The sequence below is a fragment of the Planococcus sp. TJ-201 genome (genome assembly GCF_058268495.1).
In genome coordinates this window covers 676,188-695,720 of record NZ_JBZDOG010000001.1, presented here as the reverse complement: position 1 = coordinate 695,720, position 19,533 = coordinate 676,188, and the positions used below count along the sequence as shown (strand labels likewise).

Annotated in this window: 19 protein-coding genes; 15 read left to right on the top strand and 4 right to left on the bottom strand. The window is 42.0% G+C overall.

Translation table 11 applies throughout. The features are described 5' to 3' along the window. Positions 1 to 73: 73 nt before the first annotated feature. Together AC4EG4_RS03685 and AC4EG4_RS03680 are read right to left on the bottom strand one after the other, a co-directional pair. Entirely contained in the window at positions 74 to 1,123 is a 1,050-nt protein-coding gene (locus AC4EG4_RS03685) for an LCP family protein (RefSeq protein ID WP_490986927.1), read from the bottom strand. Between the two features lie 171 nt (positions 1,124 to 1,294). Continuing rightward, positions 1,295 to 1,930, bottom strand: a complete 636-nt coding sequence (locus AC4EG4_RS03680; RefSeq protein WP_490986926.1) for a YigZ family protein — start codon at positions 1,928 to 1,930, stop codon at positions 1,295 to 1,297. 155 nt (positions 1,931 to 2,085) lie between these two features. Between AC4EG4_RS03680 and AC4EG4_RS03675 the strand changes: the two genes are divergently transcribed. Both AC4EG4_RS03675 and AC4EG4_RS03670 read left to right on the top strand, forming a co-directional pair. Then, positions 2,086 to 3,231: a sensor histidine kinase gene (locus AC4EG4_RS03675; RefSeq protein WP_490977666.1), complete on the top strand. Its 1,146-nt coding sequence runs from the start codon at positions 2,086 to 2,088 to the stop codon at positions 3,229 to 3,231. A 27-nt stretch (positions 3,232 to 3,258) separates the two neighbouring features. Next, a complete protein-coding gene (locus tag AC4EG4_RS03670) occupies positions 3,259 to 3,933 on the top strand; it encodes a response regulator (RefSeq protein ID WP_142826075.1) in 675 nt (224 codons plus the stop codon). Positions 3,934 to 4,294: 361 nt separating this feature from the next. Here the strand turns inward: AC4EG4_RS03670 and AC4EG4_RS03665 are convergent, their stop codons facing one another. Beyond that, positions 4,295 to 4,903: a 3'-5' exonuclease gene (locus AC4EG4_RS03665; RefSeq protein WP_490977667.1), complete on the bottom strand. Its 609-nt coding sequence runs from the start codon at positions 4,901 to 4,903 to the stop codon at positions 4,295 to 4,297. Positions 4,904 to 5,036: 133 nt separating this feature from the next. On the opposite strand from AC4EG4_RS03665, the gene AC4EG4_RS03660 reads away from it, so the two are divergent. The 5 genes from AC4EG4_RS03660 to AC4EG4_RS03640 all read left to right on the top strand — a co-directional run bounded on the left by AC4EG4_RS03660 (position 5,037) and on the right by AC4EG4_RS03640 (position 8,958). Beyond that, the gene (locus AC4EG4_RS03660) at positions 5,037 to 5,603 is read left to right on the top strand and encodes a DUF4440 domain-containing protein (protein ID WP_490986925.1); all 567 of its coding nucleotides are present in this window, start codon (positions 5,037 to 5,039) and stop codon (positions 5,601 to 5,603) included. Between the two features lie 103 nt (positions 5,604 to 5,706). After that, positions 5,707 to 6,540 carry a DegV family protein gene (locus AC4EG4_RS03655; RefSeq protein WP_490977669.1) on the top strand — a complete coding sequence of 278 codons (834 nt, stop codon included), beginning with the start codon at positions 5,707 to 5,709 and terminating at the stop codon, positions 6,538 to 6,540. A 37-nt stretch (positions 6,541 to 6,577) separates the two neighbouring features. Next, positions 6,578 to 7,906, top strand: a complete 1,329-nt coding sequence (locus AC4EG4_RS03650; protein ID WP_490977670.1) for an ATP-dependent helicase ComFA — start codon at positions 6,578 to 6,580, stop codon at positions 7,904 to 7,906. Next, positions 7,903 to 8,559, top strand: a complete 657-nt coding sequence (locus AC4EG4_RS03645; protein WP_490977671.1) for a ComF family protein — start codon at positions 7,903 to 7,905, stop codon at positions 8,557 to 8,559. The genes AC4EG4_RS03650 and AC4EG4_RS03645 overlap by 4 nt, the downstream gene beginning before the upstream one ends. Before the next feature lie 39 nt (positions 8,560 to 8,598). Beyond that, positions 8,599 to 8,958 carry a PilZ domain-containing protein gene (locus AC4EG4_RS03640; RefSeq protein WP_490977672.1) on the top strand — a complete coding sequence of 120 codons (360 nt, stop codon included), beginning with the start codon at positions 8,599 to 8,601 and terminating at the stop codon, positions 8,956 to 8,958. A 332-nt stretch (positions 8,959 to 9,290) separates the two neighbouring features. Here the strand turns inward: AC4EG4_RS03640 and AC4EG4_RS03635 are convergent, their stop codons facing one another. After that, the gene (locus tag AC4EG4_RS03635) at positions 9,291 to 9,998 is read right to left on the bottom strand and encodes an SDR family NAD(P)-dependent oxidoreductase (RefSeq protein ID WP_490986924.1); all 708 of its coding nucleotides are present in this window, start codon (positions 9,996 to 9,998) and stop codon (positions 9,291 to 9,293) included. Between the two features lie 126 nt (positions 9,999 to 10,124). Between AC4EG4_RS03635 and hpf the strand changes: the two genes are divergently transcribed. The 8 genes from hpf (at position 10,125) to AC4EG4_RS03595 (ending at position 19,507) form a co-directional block, all read left to right on the top strand. Beyond that, positions 10,125 to 10,691: a ribosome hibernation-promoting factor, HPF/YfiA family gene (gene hpf / locus AC4EG4_RS03630; protein WP_490977675.1), complete on the top strand. Its 567-nt coding sequence runs from the start codon at positions 10,125 to 10,127 to the stop codon at positions 10,689 to 10,691. 283 nt (positions 10,692 to 10,974) lie between these two features. Beyond that, the gene (gene secA, locus AC4EG4_RS03625; RefSeq protein WP_490977676.1) at positions 10,975 to 13,491 is read left to right on the top strand and encodes a preprotein translocase subunit SecA; all 2,517 of its coding nucleotides are present in this window, start codon (positions 10,975 to 10,977) and stop codon (positions 13,489 to 13,491) included. A 61-nt stretch (positions 13,492 to 13,552) separates the two neighbouring features. Next, a protein-coding gene (gene prfB / locus AC4EG4_RS03620) for a peptide chain release factor 2 (RefSeq protein WP_490977677.1) occupies positions 13,553 to 14,654 on the top strand; the annotation gives its coding sequence in 2 pieces (ribosomal slippage) (positions 13,553 to 13,624 and positions 13,626 to 14,654; 1,101 coding nt in all). A gap of 161 nt (positions 14,655 to 14,815) precedes the next feature. Further along, entirely contained in the window at positions 14,816 to 15,688 is an 873-nt protein-coding gene (locus tag AC4EG4_RS03615; RefSeq protein WP_490977678.1) for a YitT family protein, read from the top strand. Between the two features lie 50 nt (positions 15,689 to 15,738). After that, positions 15,739 to 16,080, top strand: coding sequence for a cytochrome c551 (cccB, locus tag AC4EG4_RS03610; protein WP_490977679.1), 342 nt, complete (start codon positions 15,739 to 15,741; stop codon positions 16,078 to 16,080). Positions 16,081 to 16,346: 266 nt separating this feature from the next. After that, a complete protein-coding gene (gene ftsE / locus AC4EG4_RS03605) occupies positions 16,347 to 17,033 on the top strand; it encodes a cell division ATP-binding protein FtsE (protein WP_490977680.1) in 687 nt (228 codons plus the stop codon). Then, a complete protein-coding gene (ftsX, locus tag AC4EG4_RS03600; RefSeq protein WP_490986923.1) occupies positions 17,023 to 17,907 on the top strand; it encodes a permease-like cell division protein FtsX in 885 nt (294 codons plus the stop codon). The genes ftsE and ftsX overlap by 11 nt, the downstream gene beginning before the upstream one ends. Positions 17,908 to 18,019: 112 nt before the next feature. Then, positions 18,020 to 19,507 carry a murein hydrolase activator EnvC family protein gene (locus AC4EG4_RS03595; protein ID WP_490986922.1) on the top strand — a complete coding sequence of 496 codons (1,488 nt, stop codon included), beginning with the start codon at positions 18,020 to 18,022 and terminating at the stop codon, positions 19,505 to 19,507. Positions 19,508 to 19,533 lie beyond the last annotated feature (26 nt).

Here is a 19,533-nt window from a genome sequence, read left to right as displayed (position 1 = left end):
AAGCATTTTGCTTTTGGTTCACTCCTTTTTTTTTGCATAGATCGGATGTTACACAAAAAAACACCACAGCTGGTTATTGTGGTGTTTTTTCATCGTCAAGCGGATATTCCGCCAATTCTTGTTCGGTATTATTGATAGTTAAATTAGAAGTATCTGGCTTCAAACCTAGGTGACTTTGTAATACGTCTTGTACTTCCATAAGAGACTCTTGTTCAAGTTGCCAGTAATAAATCCCGGTAGTCATATCATCATATCCATCAAGTGTAATAGTTTCTACATCCGGTTTCCCGTTTTTCGCATATTCGAAAAATGCTTGCATATCTTGAAAACTCATGTTGGTTTTCATATTTCCACCAATCGCTTGAATCACATCTCCATATTTGGTAATCGATCCAGCAGATAGGGCGCGGTTCATAATAGACTCCAAAATCATTTGTTGACGTTTGCCGCGTTCAATATCGTTGTCATAATGACGTGTTCTAGCTAATGCCAGTGCTTCACTGCCATTTACAAACTGAATGCCTTCTTTTAATTCGATAGCATTTTTCAAATCATTTTCATCCTGTTCAGTCAAATCATAAGGAACTTCAACTTTAATGCCACCTAATGCATCGACAGTGTCAATAAAAGCATCAAAGTTCATTCGCAAGTAGTAATCAACGGGTACATCTAATAATTCTTCTACGCTTTCGATCGTAGAACTTGGACCATTATAGGCATATGCATGGGTAATTTTATCTTCATATCCGGCATCGGGTATATACGTATAAGTGTCACGAGGAACACTAACGAGCTTAATAGATTTATCTTGATTGTTTAACGTCGCTAATACGAGTGCATCGGACCGTATGTTGTCATCACTTTGATTTCGTTCTTCGCTATCATCTACTCCTATAAATAAGATTGAGATGTTATCGGTAAGTGGTTCGACTTTTTCATCACGTAAATTAGAAACTGTAACGTCGTCGTCAAATGCTTTATCTACGGCAGACTCTGCTTGTTTAACTAAGTAAATTCCATAAACAGAGACACAGATAAGAAGTGAAACAGCAAGAGTGGCAATCACTTTTAGAATGGTTCTTTTCCTGCTCGATTTGGTTTTCCGATAAACTTTTCGGTTCATGTAAGTTGCTCCTCTATTGATTATGGGCCAACCGAGTATTTAATTCGGATCAATCCAATTTTTATCAATGTTGCATATTCTTTTCAGTAGACGGTTTTAAAGAGTGAATGTTTCATTTTTCTGTGCTTTTGATATTATACAGTGGTTTTCGAAATGCGTAAATGAAAAGAATTAAGACAATTTAAATTCAAGGAACTGATTGTCAATTTTACTGACATGTGCCTGACCGTTTGTCAGTTCATTTATCCAACTGATAAACTCCTCCTCTTTTTCAATAGGAACGTGAATATAGAGGTCTACACCTTCCGTATATTCCATGTTGTCCAATGGAAATGGAGACTGCCGAATTTCATTTTCCAGCTTTCCAAGCCAAATGTAATCGATCGAAACTTTCATCAGATAGTGAAGTTTTCTTTCTACGATGCCAGCAGCCGAAAGTGCAGATGACGCGGCTTTTCCATATGCTCTTATCAATCCTCCACTGCCCAATTTAATGCCGCCGTAGTAACGTGTAACTACAAGCACGGTATCTTTTAAACCTTGTTTTTTTAGTACTTCGAGCATAGGGAATCCTGCAGTGCCACTGGGTTCACCATCGTCGTTGGCTTTTTGGACAGAGTCATGTTCTCCTATAAGATAAGCTGAACAATTGTGAGTAGCTGATCGGTGAAGAAGTTTAATCGAATCGATAAACTCAATGGCTTGCTGTTCTGTCTCTGCACGTGCAGCATGTCCAATGAACCTGGATTTTTGGATAAGTATTTCTGCACTGGCAGAAACGCCTACAGTTGTGTAATTATCTCGCAATTTGACTCCTCCTGTTGTAAAATAAAATCAGATAATTTGTAACGTATATTTAATATGATCTTGCTTATATAGTGATATACTTAGTACAACCGACAAGGTATAAAGAAGCAATTAATTTACCCGGATACAGTTAGTATAGCTAAGGCGGTTTTAGAATGGCAAAGAAAATCGGTAATAAAGCACCTGATTCTATTTTTAATGACATGTTGGCTGGAATGGAACAGGCAAAACAAGATATCTTCGTCATTAGTGAAGAAAGTCGTCAAAGTTATGAAGAAATGAAAGATGAACTAGAAGACGTCCGATTAAACATTTCCCGTGTGATCGCGGCTGGGGATTTCTTAGAAGAGAAAACTCGTGCTGCCCGTAGACGTTTGGCTGAGGTATCGCAATTTTTTAATTCTTTTACTGAAAGTCAGGTTCGCCAAGTATACGAGCAGGCAAATGATCTTCAAGTACAGCTATCTCTTAATCGAAATGAAGAGAAAAAATATCGGCAAAAGCGCGATAAACTGCAACGGCGGCTTCAAGTCTTGCTTCAAACAATTGAGCGAGCCGAAAACCTGGTCAATCAAGTGAATGTAGCCAGCAGTTATTTGACCTCAGATTTAAAGAATGTGGATGAAGCAATTGGCAAGGACAAGTCAAGCAAGGATTATAGTCTTCGCATTATCGAAGCACAAGAAGAAGAGAGAAAGCGTCTCTCCAGAGAAATTCACGACGGCCCTGCACAAATGATGGCTAATGTCCTGCTTCGTTCAGATTTGATCGAAAGAACTTACCGCGAAAAGGGTCCTGAGTTGGCTTTCCAAGAGATTACATCATTAAAAGAAATGGTCAGACAGGCTCTCACTGAGGTAAGGAAAGTTATTTACGACTTACGACCAATGGCCCTCGATGATTTGGGTCTAGTGCCGACCTTGAAAAAATACATCGATACTATTGAAGAGTATAACAAAGGCATTAAATTGAAATTCCACTCAACTGGTAAAGAAGTGCGGTTGCCCAATAAGTACGAAACCGCTATTTTCCGCCTTGTTCAGGAAGGCATTTCAAATGCAATACGCCACGGCAAATCGATTGAAATTACCGTTGAATTAGAGTGGTTAACAGATCAAGTTAAGATTATCGTAACAGATAATGGAACTGGTTTTGATCAAGGAATTGTTAAAAACCAGTCATTTGGCTTGGCAGGTATGAGAGAGAGAATTGAATTAGTCGAAGGTGACTTTTTCATCAATTCCTCACCTGGGAACGGAACGGTCTTAATGTTTCATATTCCCTTTAAAAAGGGTATATAAGATAGGGTATTCGAGGAGGACGACGTGATGACAAAAATTATTATTATTGACGATCACCAATTATTCCGTGAAGGTGTAAAAAGAATTTTAGATTTTGAAAGTTCGTTTGAAGTTGTGGCTGAAGGCGGAGACGGCAACGAAGTCGTTAAATTATATGAAGAAAATCAGCCGGATGTGGTATTGATGGATATCAACATGCCGCAAAAAAATGGTGTAGAAGCTACTGGCGAATTGATCGAAAAATTTCCTGATGCTAAAGTCATTATGCTGTCCATCCACGACGATGAATCATACGTAACTCATGCATTAAAAACGGGTGCTTTAGGTTATATGCTTAAAGAAATGGATGCAGATGCAATTATTCAAGCCATTAAAGTTGTGGCAAAAGGTGGATCTTACTTACATCCCAAGGTGACACGCAACTTAGTAATGGAGTTCCGTCGTTTGAGTGAGCGGGAAAACAAAGGTTCTTTCCATCAAACAGAAATACGCCGCCCTTATCATTTGTTGACGAAACGTGAAAGCGAAGTTCTTCAATTGTTGACAGATGGTCAGAGTAATCGTGTTATCGGGGAAACTTTGTTCATCTCTGAGAAAACGGTCAAAAATCACGTGTCTAGCATTTTGCAGAAAATGCAGGTGAATGACCGGACACAAGCGGTTGTGACCGCAATCAAAAATGGTTGGGTAGAAGTAAGATAATAAATAAAAGACGGTATGTCTGCTTTTGCAGGCATGCCGTCTTTTTTGTATGAATGAAAATCAGCGAAATATCTTATGCCCGTCGAATCTACACGGCAGCTTGCGTTTTTCTCAGTGTCTAGACTCCGGCGCCCAGCTCTTCGGATCATAAGCCAACCCAGCTGTGCGGCTGAAAACATGCCACTTTGCTGGTCTGTTTTATGCCCGGCAGAGCTACACGGGCGCCTACGCTTTTCTTTTGTCCAGACTCCAGCTGCCAGATTCTAGGGTCATAAGCCACTCTGGCTGTGCGGCTGAAAACATGCCGCTTCGCCAGAGCGTCTTATGCCCGTCGAATCTACACGGCAGCTTGCGCTTTTCTTCAAATCCTGTCGTAGCAGTATTGGTAGATGGCGGCTGTTGCCAGGCAGTCACCCAATGCATCGTGGGCGTTGTGTTCCAATTTTAAAAAAGCAGTCAGTGTGGTCAGTTTGTGGTTCGGGGTTTGAGTAATTGCTCTTCTGGCCAGTTTGACGGTATCGATTACCGTGTATTCGGGAATTGGTGTGATTTCTTCAAGTGCGTAAAGAAAACCCATATCAAATGGTGCATTGTGAGCAATGATTGGCAGACCGCCGATAAATGCAATCAGTTCATGAGCCACTTCTTCAATAATCGGTGCATCTTGAACATCTTTATTGGTGATGCCTGTGATGCGGGTAATTGTACTCGATATTGAACATTCGGGGTTAACCATCAAGTACATGGTTTCTTTCCGTTCATGATTGATATATTTAACAGCTCCGATTTGAATGATTTTATCGCTTCCCGCACGCAATCCCGTGGTTTCAAAATCCAAAACTACGTAATCTTCCACTTTTTGCATGCTTGCTTTATATTTTTTGGGGCGTGTGGGTTGTTTGCGGTTCCATTGAGAGCGTGTTTCCTTCATTTTTTGTTCCAGTATTTGTCGTGCATCTCTTTTTTCCATGCAAGCCCTCCTATAATTTGTACCTACTAGTGTACCGCAAAACCAGAAAATATTCCGTTTTGAGAGTTGACACAGTTTCTTCATTGTATTCACCAACCGCCTATGGCAAAATGAAGCGCAGGAGGAATGCATGATGAAAAAATTGATAATTGCTGCAGGCCTTATGTTAACGCTTGCTGCGTGCTCGAATTCTGAAGAACCTTCAGTCAATGAAAATACAGTCGAAGATGGCAATAGTGCAAATGAAAACAATGCAATCGATCATGGTATTGATGAAGACCAAGAGGAATCCGCTGGTTTTACAGTGGATGATGAAGGAAATGTCATAGAAGCAGATGTACCAGAAGAAAAAGCGAGCGTCCTTTTGGCAGCTTATGAGGAATATATAGCCGCATTCAATTCTGAAGATATTGATCGTTATATGCAAACAATCGCTCAGGAACCGGATGGATTTGATCGCGAAGAAGACCAAGCGGCATTGAGTCAAGCTTTTGAAACTTATGACACTCAATACGAAACAACGGATGAAACCATTGTGAAATATGAAGAAGAGCGCGCAGAAGTTTTTGCTACTCTTTCGGTAAATATGAAGGACGCGAATTCAGATGATGCTGTCGAACAGGAAGGGCGTCAAGTAGTAGTATTTAAGAAAGAAAACAATGAGTGGAAAGTTACCAGTGTTCATTTTATTGGTAATTAATGAATGATTTCCCGCTAATGCGGGATTTTTTTGTTTTGTCTTTCTGTTCTATGTCTTTTACGTGTCTTTTTTTGGTAAACTGGAAAAGGAGGCTGATTAACCAATGAAAACCGCAATTGTCACTGACAGTACAGCTTATTTATCTAAGGAAACACGAAAAGCGTTGAATATCCATATGGTTTCTCTGCAAGTAACATTTGGTGGTCATTCTTATAGAGAAGAAGAGTTGACTGAAGAAGCGTTTTACCAAAAGGCAAAAAAAGAATTTCCGAAAACTTCACAGCCCCCATTAGGCGAATTCGTCAATTTATTTACGGAGCTTGCCGGCCAATATGAGGAAGTGGTCTCCATTCACTTGTCGAGCGGCATTAGCGGAACTTACTCGGGATCGCAGCAGGCTGCTGAAATGGTTGATGGAATTGAAGTTTATACGTTCGATTCGGAACTTACTTGTGCACTCCAGGGATTTTATGTAGTGAAAGCTGCAGAAATGGCAAGAGATGGTGCTGATGCACAACGTATTTTAAGTGAATTAAACCAAATGAAAAAAACCTTGCGTGCTTATTTCATGGTAGAAGATCTAAAGCATTTACAGCGTGGCGGAAGATTATCCAGTGCACAAGCATTGGTTGGTGGAATGCTGCAAATTAAACCAATTTTGCATTTTCAGGAAAAAATCATTGTTCCTTTTGAGAAAGTGCGGACACGGAAAAAAGCGATGAATCGAATTGTTGATTTGCTGAAAGAAGACAGTAAAGATGGCCAAAAATTGCAGGGAACGATCATTCATGCAAATCGGCCGGAAGAAGCAAAGCAGTGGTTAGAAGAACTTGAAGTTGCATGTCCAGAAGTAGATTTTGAAATTTCTTATTTCGGACCTGTTATCGGAACGCATTTAGGTGAAGGAGCAATGGGTCTTGGTTGGGTGAAAAAATAACCTGCTAGGGCTTTTTTCTAATGAAGGGAGGCTGCAAATGCAGCAGTTAGAAGAGTTTTTAACCGGGAGAATATGGCTAAGAAATTTCACTCCGTTTCCTCAAGAACAGATTGATAGGGCCATTGCTACTGGCCTCATTACTGTCAGTCCAGGCATTCTGGAAGGAAGGCAATGTGCCAGATGCCTTGAAAAATCCACGAAAAAAATTATTCCTTTTTCCTGTGCTGCCTGTGGTACGATCTGCTATTATTGCCGGCATTGCATCAAGATGGGGCGCATTAGTTCCTGTGCGGAACTGATTACTTGGGCGTCCCCTTCAACGATTTCTCCTCAAAACCCTTCATTTGTTTGGAAGGGTAACCTCACTCCCCTTCAGCAAAGAGCTTCACAGGAAGTTCAAACGAGCCTCTCACAAAAAAACGACCACCTGGTTTATGCTGTTTGCGGAGCAGGAAAAACTGAGTTGTTATTTCCTCCCATTTTTGAAGCGTTAAAAAAAGGGCAACGCGTCTGCGTGGCTGCTCCCAGAACAGATGTGGTCTTGGAGTTGGCCCCGAGATTGCGTGCTGTTTTCCCAACCATAACAATTCATACCTTGTACGGAAATTCTCCAGAAGAGTTGGGTTTTGCCCGTTTGGTCATTGCGACTACTCATCAGCTTTATCGATTTCAAGACGCTTTTGATGTCATGATTGTCGATGAAGCGGATGCTTTTCCCTATTCGTACGATCCAGCTTTAAAACGGGCTGTCATAAAAGCTAAGAAAAAAGAAGCTCCGATTGTTTACGTATCCGCCACTCCTTCCAGGGAATTGCTGAAAAACGTGCCAAATACTTCAGAAATTTTTCAGCGTTTTCATGGCTATCCTTTGCCAATCCCAGAATTCCGTTCTTTGTGGAGCTATGAAAAGGATTTTGCGAAAGGGAAGATCCCTGCCAGGCTAGCTGTTTGGGTAGATGAAAAAATAGAAAAACAGGAACCTTTTTTGGTTTTTTTCCCAACCATCGAATTGATTGACCAGGCAATTGCTTTGTTTAAGAAGAAACACCCAGGCATTGAAGCAGTACATTCTAAGGACGAGGACAGGAAAGAGAAAGTCATGAAGCTGCGCAGCCGGAAAATCCCAGGCGTTTTGACCTCAACCATTTTGGAGCGCGGAATTACCATCCCAAACGTGCAGGTGGCAGTTGTGGGAGCAGACCAGCCCATTTTTGATGCAGCAGCATTGATTCAAATTGCAGGACGTGTTGGCCGATCTTCAAACAATCCAGATGGCGATGTTGTCTTTTTTCATAACGGTATTGTGAGACAGATGGACAAGGCTAAAAAACTCATTGTTTCCTACAATAGCGGAGGTGTAAAGTGAACTGTTATTTATGTGACCGTGACCTGCCTTTGAAAGTCAGTTGGCGGAGCATCTTTTTTAATGAGCTGGAAGAAGTTATTTGCGATCGCTGCCGTCAACGTTTTGAACAAATAGATGGCGGTTGTCCAATTTGCAGCGCGCTGGGGGAAGGAATGTGCCTGAATTGCAGCGAGTGGGAGACGACGGAGTATGCTGGGATGATTGATTCAGGCAGATGCTTATATCACTATAACCATTCGATGAGAGAGTTTTTGCATCAATATAAGTTTCTCAAAGATGCTGTGCTGTCAGAAATTTTCGCAGAGGCTTTAAAAAAAGAATTAAATGGCCAGAAATCAGTTATTGTGCCGATTCCGATGAATAGAAACAAACTGAAAGAGCGCACATTTTCTCAAGTTGATCGGTTGCTTGACTCGGCCTCGGTCTCCTACACACATTTGCTCGGAAAAAACGAAGTAGGTGTGGGCGGAAAATCCAAGTCAGAAAGAATGGCGCTGCACGACATCTTTTGGTGGGATGGCAACTCTGTACCTGAAAAAGTATTGCTGTTTGATGATTTGTATACGACTGGAAGTACGATGCGCTTGGCTGCAAAGGTGTTGAAAGAAAAGGGCGTGAAGGAAATTGAAATTTTAGCGCTTATCCGTGCTTAGGAAATAGTTTATGATAGAAGAACAAAAGGAGGGACAGCCATGTTTTATAGACGGACAGAAAGTTTTCGTTATACATTCGGCACACCACCAGAAATACATTTGCGAGTAAGAGAGCCATTTGCGAATCGTGTTTCCTCTGTTAACATGTATTGTTTATTGCTTGATATTTCTCCTAAAGGAGCAAAGCTTTTTTCAGAAAAGGAGTTAAAGTCAGGAGAAAAGGCAGTGAGCCTGGAATTTATTCTGAATCATGAAACAATCTCTGCAGACGCGGAAATTATTTGGATGCAGCAATATGAGCAAGGGTGGATGTACGGCGCCGACTTTGAGCGCAACTCGATTAAAGAAATGCTCATTTTGAATGAAATAAGGGAATTGAAAGAAATAGAAATGAATTAAAAAACCGGCCAAGGCCGGTTTTTTATGTTTTGAGAGTATTGAAATTGGTTTTTCATCGAATCAGTAATTAGTGGCTTTCGCTTTTCGTGGTGTCCAGTCGCCAGCAGCCAGCTCTTCGGGTCATAAGCCAACCCAGCTGTGCGGCAAAGAACGCCGCTTCGCTGGTCTGTCTTATGCCCGTCAGAGCTACAAGGCTGCTTTCGCTTTTCATTGTCTAGACTCCGACAACCAGCCTCTCGAGTCGCTTCAGCCTTACCAACAATGGCGAAAAACGCCATTATCGGTAAGGCTTCCAGCGCTTTTCGAGGCTACATGGCTGCCTTCGCTTTTCTTTAGTGCTCGTAGATCATTTTTCGGGTCATGCCGCCATCGATGTTCAGGCATTCGCCATTGATAAATGAGTTTTGTGGATTGCTTAGAAATACGCATGCGCGGGCGACGTCGGCAGGTTCACCGACGCGGCCGCTCAAATGCTGCTGGTGATCGACGTCACGCAATTCAGCAGTGTCGCCCGTATGAATCCAGCCTGGTGCAATCGAGTTGACACGAATTCCTTTTTCGCTAAACGTGTTTGCGAGTGAATGCGTCAAGGCAAAAATACCGCCTTTTGATGCCGAATACGTTTCGGTGTTGGGTTCCGACATAAATGCCCGTGTCGAGGTCATATTAATGATGGACCGGATATCTTCTGTCATATAGCGGGCAGCTTCCCGGCTGCAAATAAAGACACTTTTTAAGTTAGTATCTAATACATCATCCCATTCTTGTTCGTCCACTTCCCAGATGGATTTGAAAGTTGAGACGCCTGCATTATTAACCAATGCGTGGATAGCGCCATAATCTTCATTGATTCTTTTAAATACTGCCATGACATCATCAAAATTCCCGACGTCGCATTTCCGATATTCTACGCCTTCAATTTCAACTGGTTGAACGTCCAACCCGATGACACGTGCATTTTCGGCAGCAAAATGTGCTGCAATACTGTTGCCGATGCCCTGTGATGCACCGGTTATGACGATGGTTTTATTAGTAAACATGAACTTCATCTCCTTGTCATATTGTTTACCTGAAATTCATGTTCTTAAAACTTTTTTGGTTTTAAGAAGGAAAGACAAGGGAACATGTAGAATTGTACAGATAGCACAAAAGAAGGAGGAGTTAACATGTTGCAATTTAACATCAGAGGCGAAAATATTGAGGTAACTCCCGCAATACGTGACCACATTGAAAAGAAAGTCGAAAAAATTGAACGCTATTTCACAGACGGTGCAAATGCTACCGCAATGGTCAACTTGAAATCCTACAATCACAACCAAACAAAAGTGGAAGTTACCATACCGATGAAAAACCTGACATTACGTGCTGAAGAACGGCACGATGATATGTATGCAGCAATCGATTTGATTGTCAGCAAGCTGGAGCGTCAAATTCGCAAGTACAAAACAAAAGTAAATCGCAAATTCCGTGAGCGCGATGGTATGGGTGTTGCCTTTGCGACTGCCGAGAACGATACACGCGTCCAAAATGAAACTGAAGATGAAGAGGATTTTACAATTGTCCGGACCAAGCAATTTGATTTGAAGCCGATGGATGAAGAAGAAGCGGTTTTACAGATGAATATGCTTGGACATAATTTCTTCGTTTTCACTGATGCTGAATCCAATGAAACAAATATTGTATACAAGCGTAAAGATGGAAGCTATGGCCTGATCGAAACTTCTGCACAATAAGGAATACAGCGGATCAGCTGTTAGCATTCTCTGTAACCAAAAGCCTCTCTTTTGAGAGGCTTTTGGTTTGTCTTCCTTTAACTGGAGGTCCGGCGTCATCATTATTTGCACGCATTTCTGCGCAGTGTTAAAATAAACAGTGAGATTTTTTTAAAATTGACTAGTGATGATTTGGGTAAATAAGTTTTTTGAGCGCGTGCGCTTAATGGGACACTATAAAAGCTAAAGCGATCATCCGGTATATCAAATGCCGGCGGACACTTACGCAGGGAGCGGTATAATTATGCTAGGAGTATTAAACAAAGTATTTGATCCGAATAAACGGGATTTAAAACGATTGGAGAAAGTTGCAGATCGCGTAGAAGCACTGGCTTCAGATTTTGCGGCTTTGACTGATGAAGCATTGCAAGCGAAAACCGAGGAGTTTGTGGAACGGCATGCTAAAGGCGAGACATTAGATGACTTGCTTCCGGAAGCTTTCTCAACAATTCGTGAAGCTTCAAAGCGTGTACTTGGACTTTATCCATTCCGTGTCCAGATTATGGGTGCTGTGTCCCTTCACGAAGGGAATATTTCAGAAATGAAAACAGGTGAAGGTAAAACTTTAACTTCAACCCTATCTGTTTATCTGAATGCCATCAGCAAAAAAGGGGTTCACGTTGTAACGGTCAATGAATATTTGGCTAGCCGTGACGCTTTGGAGATGGGTCAGCTATATGAATGGCTTGGATTGTCTGTTGGTTTAAACTTGAACAGTTTGACGAAAGATGAAAAACGCGCAGCTTATCAAGCTGACGTAACTTATAGCACGAATAACGAGCTGGGCTTTGATTATTTGCGTGATAATATGGTGCTGTATAAGGAAGATATGGTCCAGCGTCCATTAAATTACGCAGTTATTGATGAAGTCGATTCAATCTTAATTGATGAAGCACGGACACCATTGATTATATCAGGACAAGCAGCTAAAGCTGCCCAATTGTATCAGCAATCGAATGCATTCGCACGTTTGCTGACGAAAGACAAAGATTACACGTATGATGAAACGACCAAAGGCGTCGTTTTGACGGAAGAAGGCATTGAAAAGGTTGAAAAAGCATTCGGCATCGACAATCTTTTTGATATCAGCCATGTTCGCCTAAATCACACCATTAACCAATCATTGAAGGCCTATGTCACAATGCACAAAGATGTGGATTACGTGGTTCAGGAGGAAGAAGTTGTCATTGTCGATCAGTTTACAGGCCGATTAATGAAAGGGCGCCGCTATTCTGATGGATTGCATCAGGCAATTGAAGCCAAAGAAGGCTTGGAGATTCAAAATGAATCCATGACGATGGCTACTATAACGTTCCAGAACTTCTTCCGGATGTATGACAAGCTATCGGGAATGACAGGTACAGCAAAGACGGAAGAGGAAGAATTCCGCAATATTTACAATATGTATGTCATTGTTATACCGACAAATAAACCGATTATTCGTGAAGACCATGTCGACTTAATTTATTCGACCACTGCCGGCAAATACAAAGCGGTAGGTGATGATATTGCTGAACGTCATGCCAAAGGCCAACCAGTGCTTGTTGGGACAGTGGCAATTGAAACATCAGAAATCATTTCGGAATATTTGACGAAAAAAGGAATTAAACATTCCGTACTAAACGCGAAAAACCATGCGCATGAAGCAGAAATCATTTTAAATGCCGGCCAAAAAGGAGCAGTCACAATTGCTACCAACATGGCAGGTCGTGGTACAGATATCAAGCTTGGTGAAGGTGTAATTGAAGCAGGTGGACTTGCTGTTCTTGGTACAGAGCGCCACGAATCACGACGGATTGATAATCAGTTGCGTGGACGCTCAGGACGTCAGGGTGATCCGGGTGTTACACAGTTCTACCTGTCTCTTGAAGATGATTTGATGCGCCGATTCGGATCGGATGCTATGCGCAACATGATGGGTAAGTTGGGGATGGACGATTCGCAGCCGCTTCAATCCAAAATGGTGACGCGTTCTGTAGAATCAGCGCAAAAACGAGTGGAAGGCAATAACTTTGATGCACGGAAACGCCTGCTGCAATATGATGATGTTCTTCGCCAGCAACGCGAAATCATCTACAAAGAGCGTATGGAAGTGTTGGAAACCGATAATATGCGTGCATTGGTAGAAAACATGATCAATAGTTCAATCGAACGCATGGTTTATGCACATACTGCAGAAGAAAAGCAGGAAGACTGGCACTTGAAAACTCTTTCTGAATTGATTGCAGGAAATCTGCTTCCAGAAGATGCAATTACTGAAGCAGATCTTCAAGGGAAATCCCAGGAAGAGCTTATTGCGTTTATTAAGGAAAAAGCGACTAAGCGTTATGATGAAAAAGAAATCGAAATGACACCTGAACGGATGCGTGAGTTTGAAAAAGTAGTTCTACTCCGTTCAATTGATACAAAATGGATCGACCATATCGATGCAATGGATCAGCTTCGCCAAGGGATTCACTTGCGTGCTTATGGACAAAGCGACCCACTTCGCGAATACCAAAGTGAAGGATTTGCGATGTTCGAAGCAATGGTCGAAGCTATTGAAGAAGACGTAGCGAAATATTCGATGAAAGCCGAGATCCGCAACAATCTTCAGCGCGAGGAAGTGGCAAAAGGCCAGGCAGTTAATCCGAAAGAAGATGGGCCAGCCCCAAAACGGAAAAAAGCGCCTGTCCGCAAAGAAATGGAAGTTGGGCGCAATGACCTTTGCCCATGCGGCAGCGGCAAAAAGTATAAAAATTGCCACGGCACAGCTTCATAAGAATGTGTGAAAATGCCGAAGAGCCCTTGCTCTTCGGTGTTATTTTGAGGAGGAACATATGATGGAATTAGCAGACATCCGCAACGAGCTCGACAAATCAGCCAGTAAATTGGCCGACTTTAGGGGGTCTCTTTGACTTAGAAAACAAAGAATCCCGCATACAGGAATTGGATGAAATGATGCTGGATCCTGATTTTTGGAATAGCCAGGAATCAGCACAAACGGTCATCACAGAATTGAACGGTTTAAAAGAAATCGTTAATACGTATTATGATTTTATGGACACACAGGAAAATATGGAAATGTCCTTGGAGTTGTTAAGAGAAGAAGACGACGATGATCTGCATGAAGATGTCGACAAAGATATGAAGCAATTCATTTCGAAGTTGGCGGACTATGAACTGACGATGCTCCTCAGTGAGCCTTACGATAAAAACAACGCCATTTTGGAATTGCATCCTGGTGCAGGCGGAACAGAATCACAAGATTGGTGTTCGATGCTGCTGCGCATGTATACACGCTGGGCAGAAAAGCGCGGCTTTAAAGTCGAGACGCTTGATTACCTGGCAGGCGACGAAGCAGGTGTTAAATCTGTCACCCTTGGAATTCGTGGACATAATGCATATGGGTACTTGAAAGCTGAAAAAGGGGTTCATCGTTTAGTCCGGATTTCTCCGTTCGATTCATCTGGGCGCCGACATACGTCATTTGTGTCTTGTGAAGTGATGCCAGAATTTACAGGTGAAATTGAAATTGATATCCGTACGGAAGATTTAAAAATCGACACTTACCGCGCAAGTGGAGCAGGTGGCCAGCATATCAATACCACGGATTCTGCTGTCCGCATCACTCACCTTCCAACGGGTGCTGTTGTAACGTGCCAGCAGGAACGTTCACAAATCAAAAACCGTGAAAAAGCGATGCAAATGTTGAAAGCAAAGTTGTATGCATTGAAAATTGAAGAAGAAGAAGCACGTCTTCTTGAAATTCGTGGAGAACAAAAGGAAATCGGATGGGGAAGCCAAATTCGTTCGTATGTATTTCATCCCTATTCAATGGTCAAAGATCACCGCACCAATTTTGAAACCGGTAATTTAGGGGCTGTCATGGACGGCGATATTGATGGATTCATCAATTCCTTGCTGCGTTCGAAAATGGATTGACCTAAAGTATAAGAAGCTCGAAAGCGCATTTGCTTTCGGGCTTCTTTTTAGATTCTTACCCCTGTAGAACTTTGCTTTACCCAGATGAAGTTCACAAAGCCTTTAGCGTTTGGTATACTCTGACAGGGTTTAACCGAACAGTAGAGAAGAGGAAGAAAAAAATGACCAAAAAAAATCGGCGTCTTCGCAAAGATCCGCATCCGTTGCTAACTTTGTTCATAGACTATGCCAGCGTGATTATCGGATCGACGATAGTAGCTATTTCCTTTAATGTGTTCTTGTTGCCAAATGAAGTGGCGTCGGGTGGCGTCAGCGGCATCAGTACGATACTGAAGGGCTTGTTTGAATGGAAGCCGGCATTTGTTCAATGGGCTTTTAATATTCCCCTGTTTATCGCAGGACTAATTTTATTGGGAAAAAACTTTGGAATTAAAACTGCAGTTGGTACCGTATTCTTGCCTCTTGTGGTGTTTTTGACAGAGTCCTGGGAGCCTTGGACGCGAGATCCATTGCTCGGCGCATTATTCGGTGGGATTATGGTTGGTCTTGGACTTGGCATTGTCTTCCGCGGAAAAGCATCCACCGGTGGAACTGACTTGGCTGCACAAATCATTACGAAGTATACAGGCTGGACACTGGGCACAAGCGTTGCAATGATTGATGGCTTTATCGTTTTAGCAGCCGCATTAGTATTTGATATTGAAAAAGGGCTTTACGCTTTGATTGGTTTGTATGTGACGACCAAAACCATTGATCTTGTCCAAGTAGGGTTTGGACAATCAAAGCTGGTTTATATTATCACAACAAAGCAAATGGAAATCCGCGATGCCATTTACGAAGAAGTTGACCGTGGAGTAACAGAATTGACAGCAACAGGCGGCTATTCAGGAACTGAAAAACCACTACTGATGGTAGTCATCCCTCAAACCGAGTTTACAAAACTGAAACAATTGGTCAAGTTTATTGATCCATCTGCTTTCGTTATTGTCTCAGATGCCTCTGAAGTTTTGGGTGAAGGTTTTAAAAGGCCGTAATTTTGGTATACTCTAATAGGAAGAAACAAACGACAAGAGGAGGTCACTATATGAAAAAGCAATTACTGGCCATGTTATTCGGTGCAACACTTATACTGGGCGCATGTGGCGGCGGCGATGAAACCACAGAACCAGAAGCACCTGCTGAAAGCGGCGGAGAAGAAACAGCCGCTGTCGATGCGGAGCAAGTTGTTCAACAAAATTGTATTTCATGCCACGGTGAGAACCTGGAAGGCGCAGGAAATTTCCCGGCGTTGAATGATGTTGGCTCTCGATTGTCTCAAGAAGAGATTCTTTCGGTTATCGAAAACGGTCAAGGTGCAATGCCTGCTAACATTATCGAAGGCGAAGAAGCGACAGCAGTTGCGGAGTATTTGGCGAATATGAAATAAACCTGGTAAGCAACAGGTTTATTTTTTTTGAGTTTTTATTGATAAATTTAATGCTTTTTTATTGACTAAAAGTTATAAATTGGTATTTTTATAATGTTTTTTAATTGCTTTTATTAATATATTTTATAGTTCAGACTATTCAGATTGAATTTTAAATGATACAGAAATGTAATAAAAATATATGTTTAAGGTGTTATAATGGGTTTGCTGCGAAATTCTATGGAAATAATTTGGCGCGAGCCAACTAACAATAGGTGGGTAATAAAATGATTCAAATGAGAAATGTCTACAAAAAATATCCGAATGGAATTGTCGCTTTGAACGGTCTCAATGTAGAAATCGCTCAAGGAGAATTCGTGTATATCGTAGGCCCAAGTGGGGCAGGGAAATCAACATTCATTAAAATGATGTATCGCGAGGAACGACCGTCTTCCGGTCAAATGTTCGTTGACGATATTGACATAGCAACATTAAAGAACAGAAAAGTGCCGATGCTTCGTCGTCAAATCGGTGTGGTGTTTCAGGATTTCAAATTGCTGACAAAGCTGAGTGTCTACGAAAATGTGGCATTTGCACTTGAAGTGATTGAAGAAAAACCAGCTGATATTAGAAGACGTGTAATGGAGGTATTGGATTTAGTAGGATTAAAGCACAAAGCAAAAATGTTTCCGACTGAATTGTCGGGTGGAGAGCAGCAACGCGTATCCATCGCACGATCAATCGTTAACATGCCGAAAGTAATGATTGCAGATGAGCCAACAGGAAATCTGGATCCCGATACTGCTTGGGATATCATGAACCTGTTCGAACGCATCAACAAAGCAGGCACCACCGTCATTATGGCTACTCATAATCAACAAATTGTCAATACTCGCAGACACCGTGTAATTGCAATAGAAGGCGGATTAATCGTCCGTGATGTAGCTGGAGGTGACTACGGCTATGAAGGCTAGAACTTTGCTGCGCCACTTTAAAGAAAGCTTTAAAAGTATCGGGCGCAATAGTTGGATGACATTTGCCTCAGTTAGTGCGGTAACAGTAACGTTACTGTTGGTCGGTGTATCGGTCCTAATTATGATGAATTTAAACAAAGTGGCTGATGATCTTGAAAATGACGTAGAGATCAAAGTATTTGTTTCGTTGGACGCTGAAGAAGAGACTGTACAAAATCTTGAATCGCAGATAAGGGAATTGCCCGGAGTCGAATCAACGAATTTCTCAACTAAAGAAGAAGAATTAACGGACTTGGTTCTTGATTTTGGAGATGAGCTGAGCTTATTCGAACAAAACAATCCTTTGTTCGATGTTTTTTATGTGAAAGCAATTGATCCGCAGCAAACCCAAAGAGTAGCCACAGATATTGCGGCTTTAGAAAGTATCGAAAATGTAGAATATGGCAAAGAAAAAATAGAAAAACTGTTTAACTTTTTGAATGGTGGCAGATATGTTGGATTGGTTTTGATCCTAGCGTTGCTGTTCACAGCAATGTTCCTGATATCTAATACGATTCGCATCACAATCGTCGCAAGACGCCGTGAAATTGAAATTATGAAGTTAGTTGGTGCAACTAACTGGTTCGTTCGTATTCCATTCATTTTGGAGGGCATGTGGCTCGGAATATTGGGCTCTCTCGTTCCAATCGGCTTAGTGGCATTGCTTTACAAAGAAATTACAGATTTTGCACAACCCCGTTTGACCGGAGAACTGTTTCAGCTACTGGAATTTACTCCCTTCATCTATCAAGTAAGTGCATTGATCTTAATGATGGGTGTATTTATCGGAATCTGGGGAAGTTTCATGTCAATCCGGAAGTTTTTACGTGTATAAGATGGATTTATTTCCAGTTTACAGGTACTATTGAGATACCTAATGCCACTGGATAAAATAGAGAGATAAAGATAGATAGAAAAGAGCGTAAAGCCGAAAGGGGAACACGAACTTGAATTCAAAGTCGAAATGGTTGTTGACTGGTGTTTCATCTGTATTGGCGTTAACCTTATTGATTCCAACAGCAAGTGCAGATACCTTAAGTGAACTACAGCAAGAACAGCAAAAAATGGAAGAAAAACAAACTGAGTTGAATTCAGGTATCGGTCAAAAATCTACTGAAATAGACCAAAACCAATCTACACTGGAAAACATTATGGCCAAAATCCAGGAGCTCGAGAACCAAATGCTCGAAACTCAGTCAAAAATCAATGGAGTTCAAGGTGAAATCGATCAGACAATGGTTGAAATTGATGATTTGAAGGAATCTATTAAAGAACTCGAAAGAAAAATAGCTGAACGAACAGAACTGTTGCAGGAACGTGCACGTGCCATTCAATTGAGCGGAGGCTCAGTTGACTACATAGATGTATTATTAGGTGCTAATAGCTTTGTTGATTTTATCGATCGATTCTCAGCAGTGAATACATTGATTGATGCAGATCGCGAAATCATGAATGAGCAAGCAGAAGATAAAAAACTATTAGGCGAACAAAAAGCGCAAGTGGAAGAAAAACTTGTCGGTCAAGAAGATCGTCGTGCAGAGCTTGTCAGCCTTAAAAAATCATTAGACGGACAAAAAGCACAGCAAGCTGAACTTGTGCAAGATTTGAATGCTGAGCAAGATCGTTTAGCAAAAGAAAAAACTAACCTTGTTGAGCAGCGTGATGAAACAATTGATGTAAGTGCAGAACTTGAAACAAAAATCGTTAACGAGCAGGCTCGCCTTGCAGAACTTGCAAGAAAAGCTGAAGAAGAACGTTTACGTAAACTGGCAGAAGAGCGTGCAGCAGCCGAGAAAGCAGCCGCTGAAAAAGCAGCAGCACAACGAGTAGCGGCAGAACGCGCTGCAGCTGAACAAGCAGCAGCGGAAAAAGTTGAAGCAGACAGAGCAGCCTCTCAAAAAGCGGCTAACGAAGCACAGGCTTCAAGTGCACCAGTTGCACCAAGTACACCAAGTGTAGCCACACCAGCACCAGCACCGGCACCAGCATACAGTGCGCCTGAACCAGCAGCTACAGTTAATGTGAGTTCTGGATTTATTCGCCCTGCTGCTGGCCGCTTCACTTCTAAATTCGGAATGCGCGATATTGGTTCTGGACCAGAATTCCATCAAGGCGTGGACATTGCCAATAGCAAAGGTACAGCCATTGTTGCTTCGGCCAGCGGATTCGTGTCTTACGCTGGATCAATGGGCGGCTACGGAAACGTAGTCATCATTACACATTCAATTAATGGACAAACGCATGCGACGGTTTATGCACATTTGAACTCGATCGGTGTGTCAGTTGGCCAACAAGTATCCCAAGGGCAAAACATCGGTGGAATGGGGAATACCGGACGTTCGTTCGGTGATCACCTGCATTTCGAAATTCATGTTGGGCCTTGGAACGGTGGGCGTACGAACGCAGTCAATCCAGCAAGTTATATCTCATTGTAAATTTAGGACAGCCGGCATCTCAATGC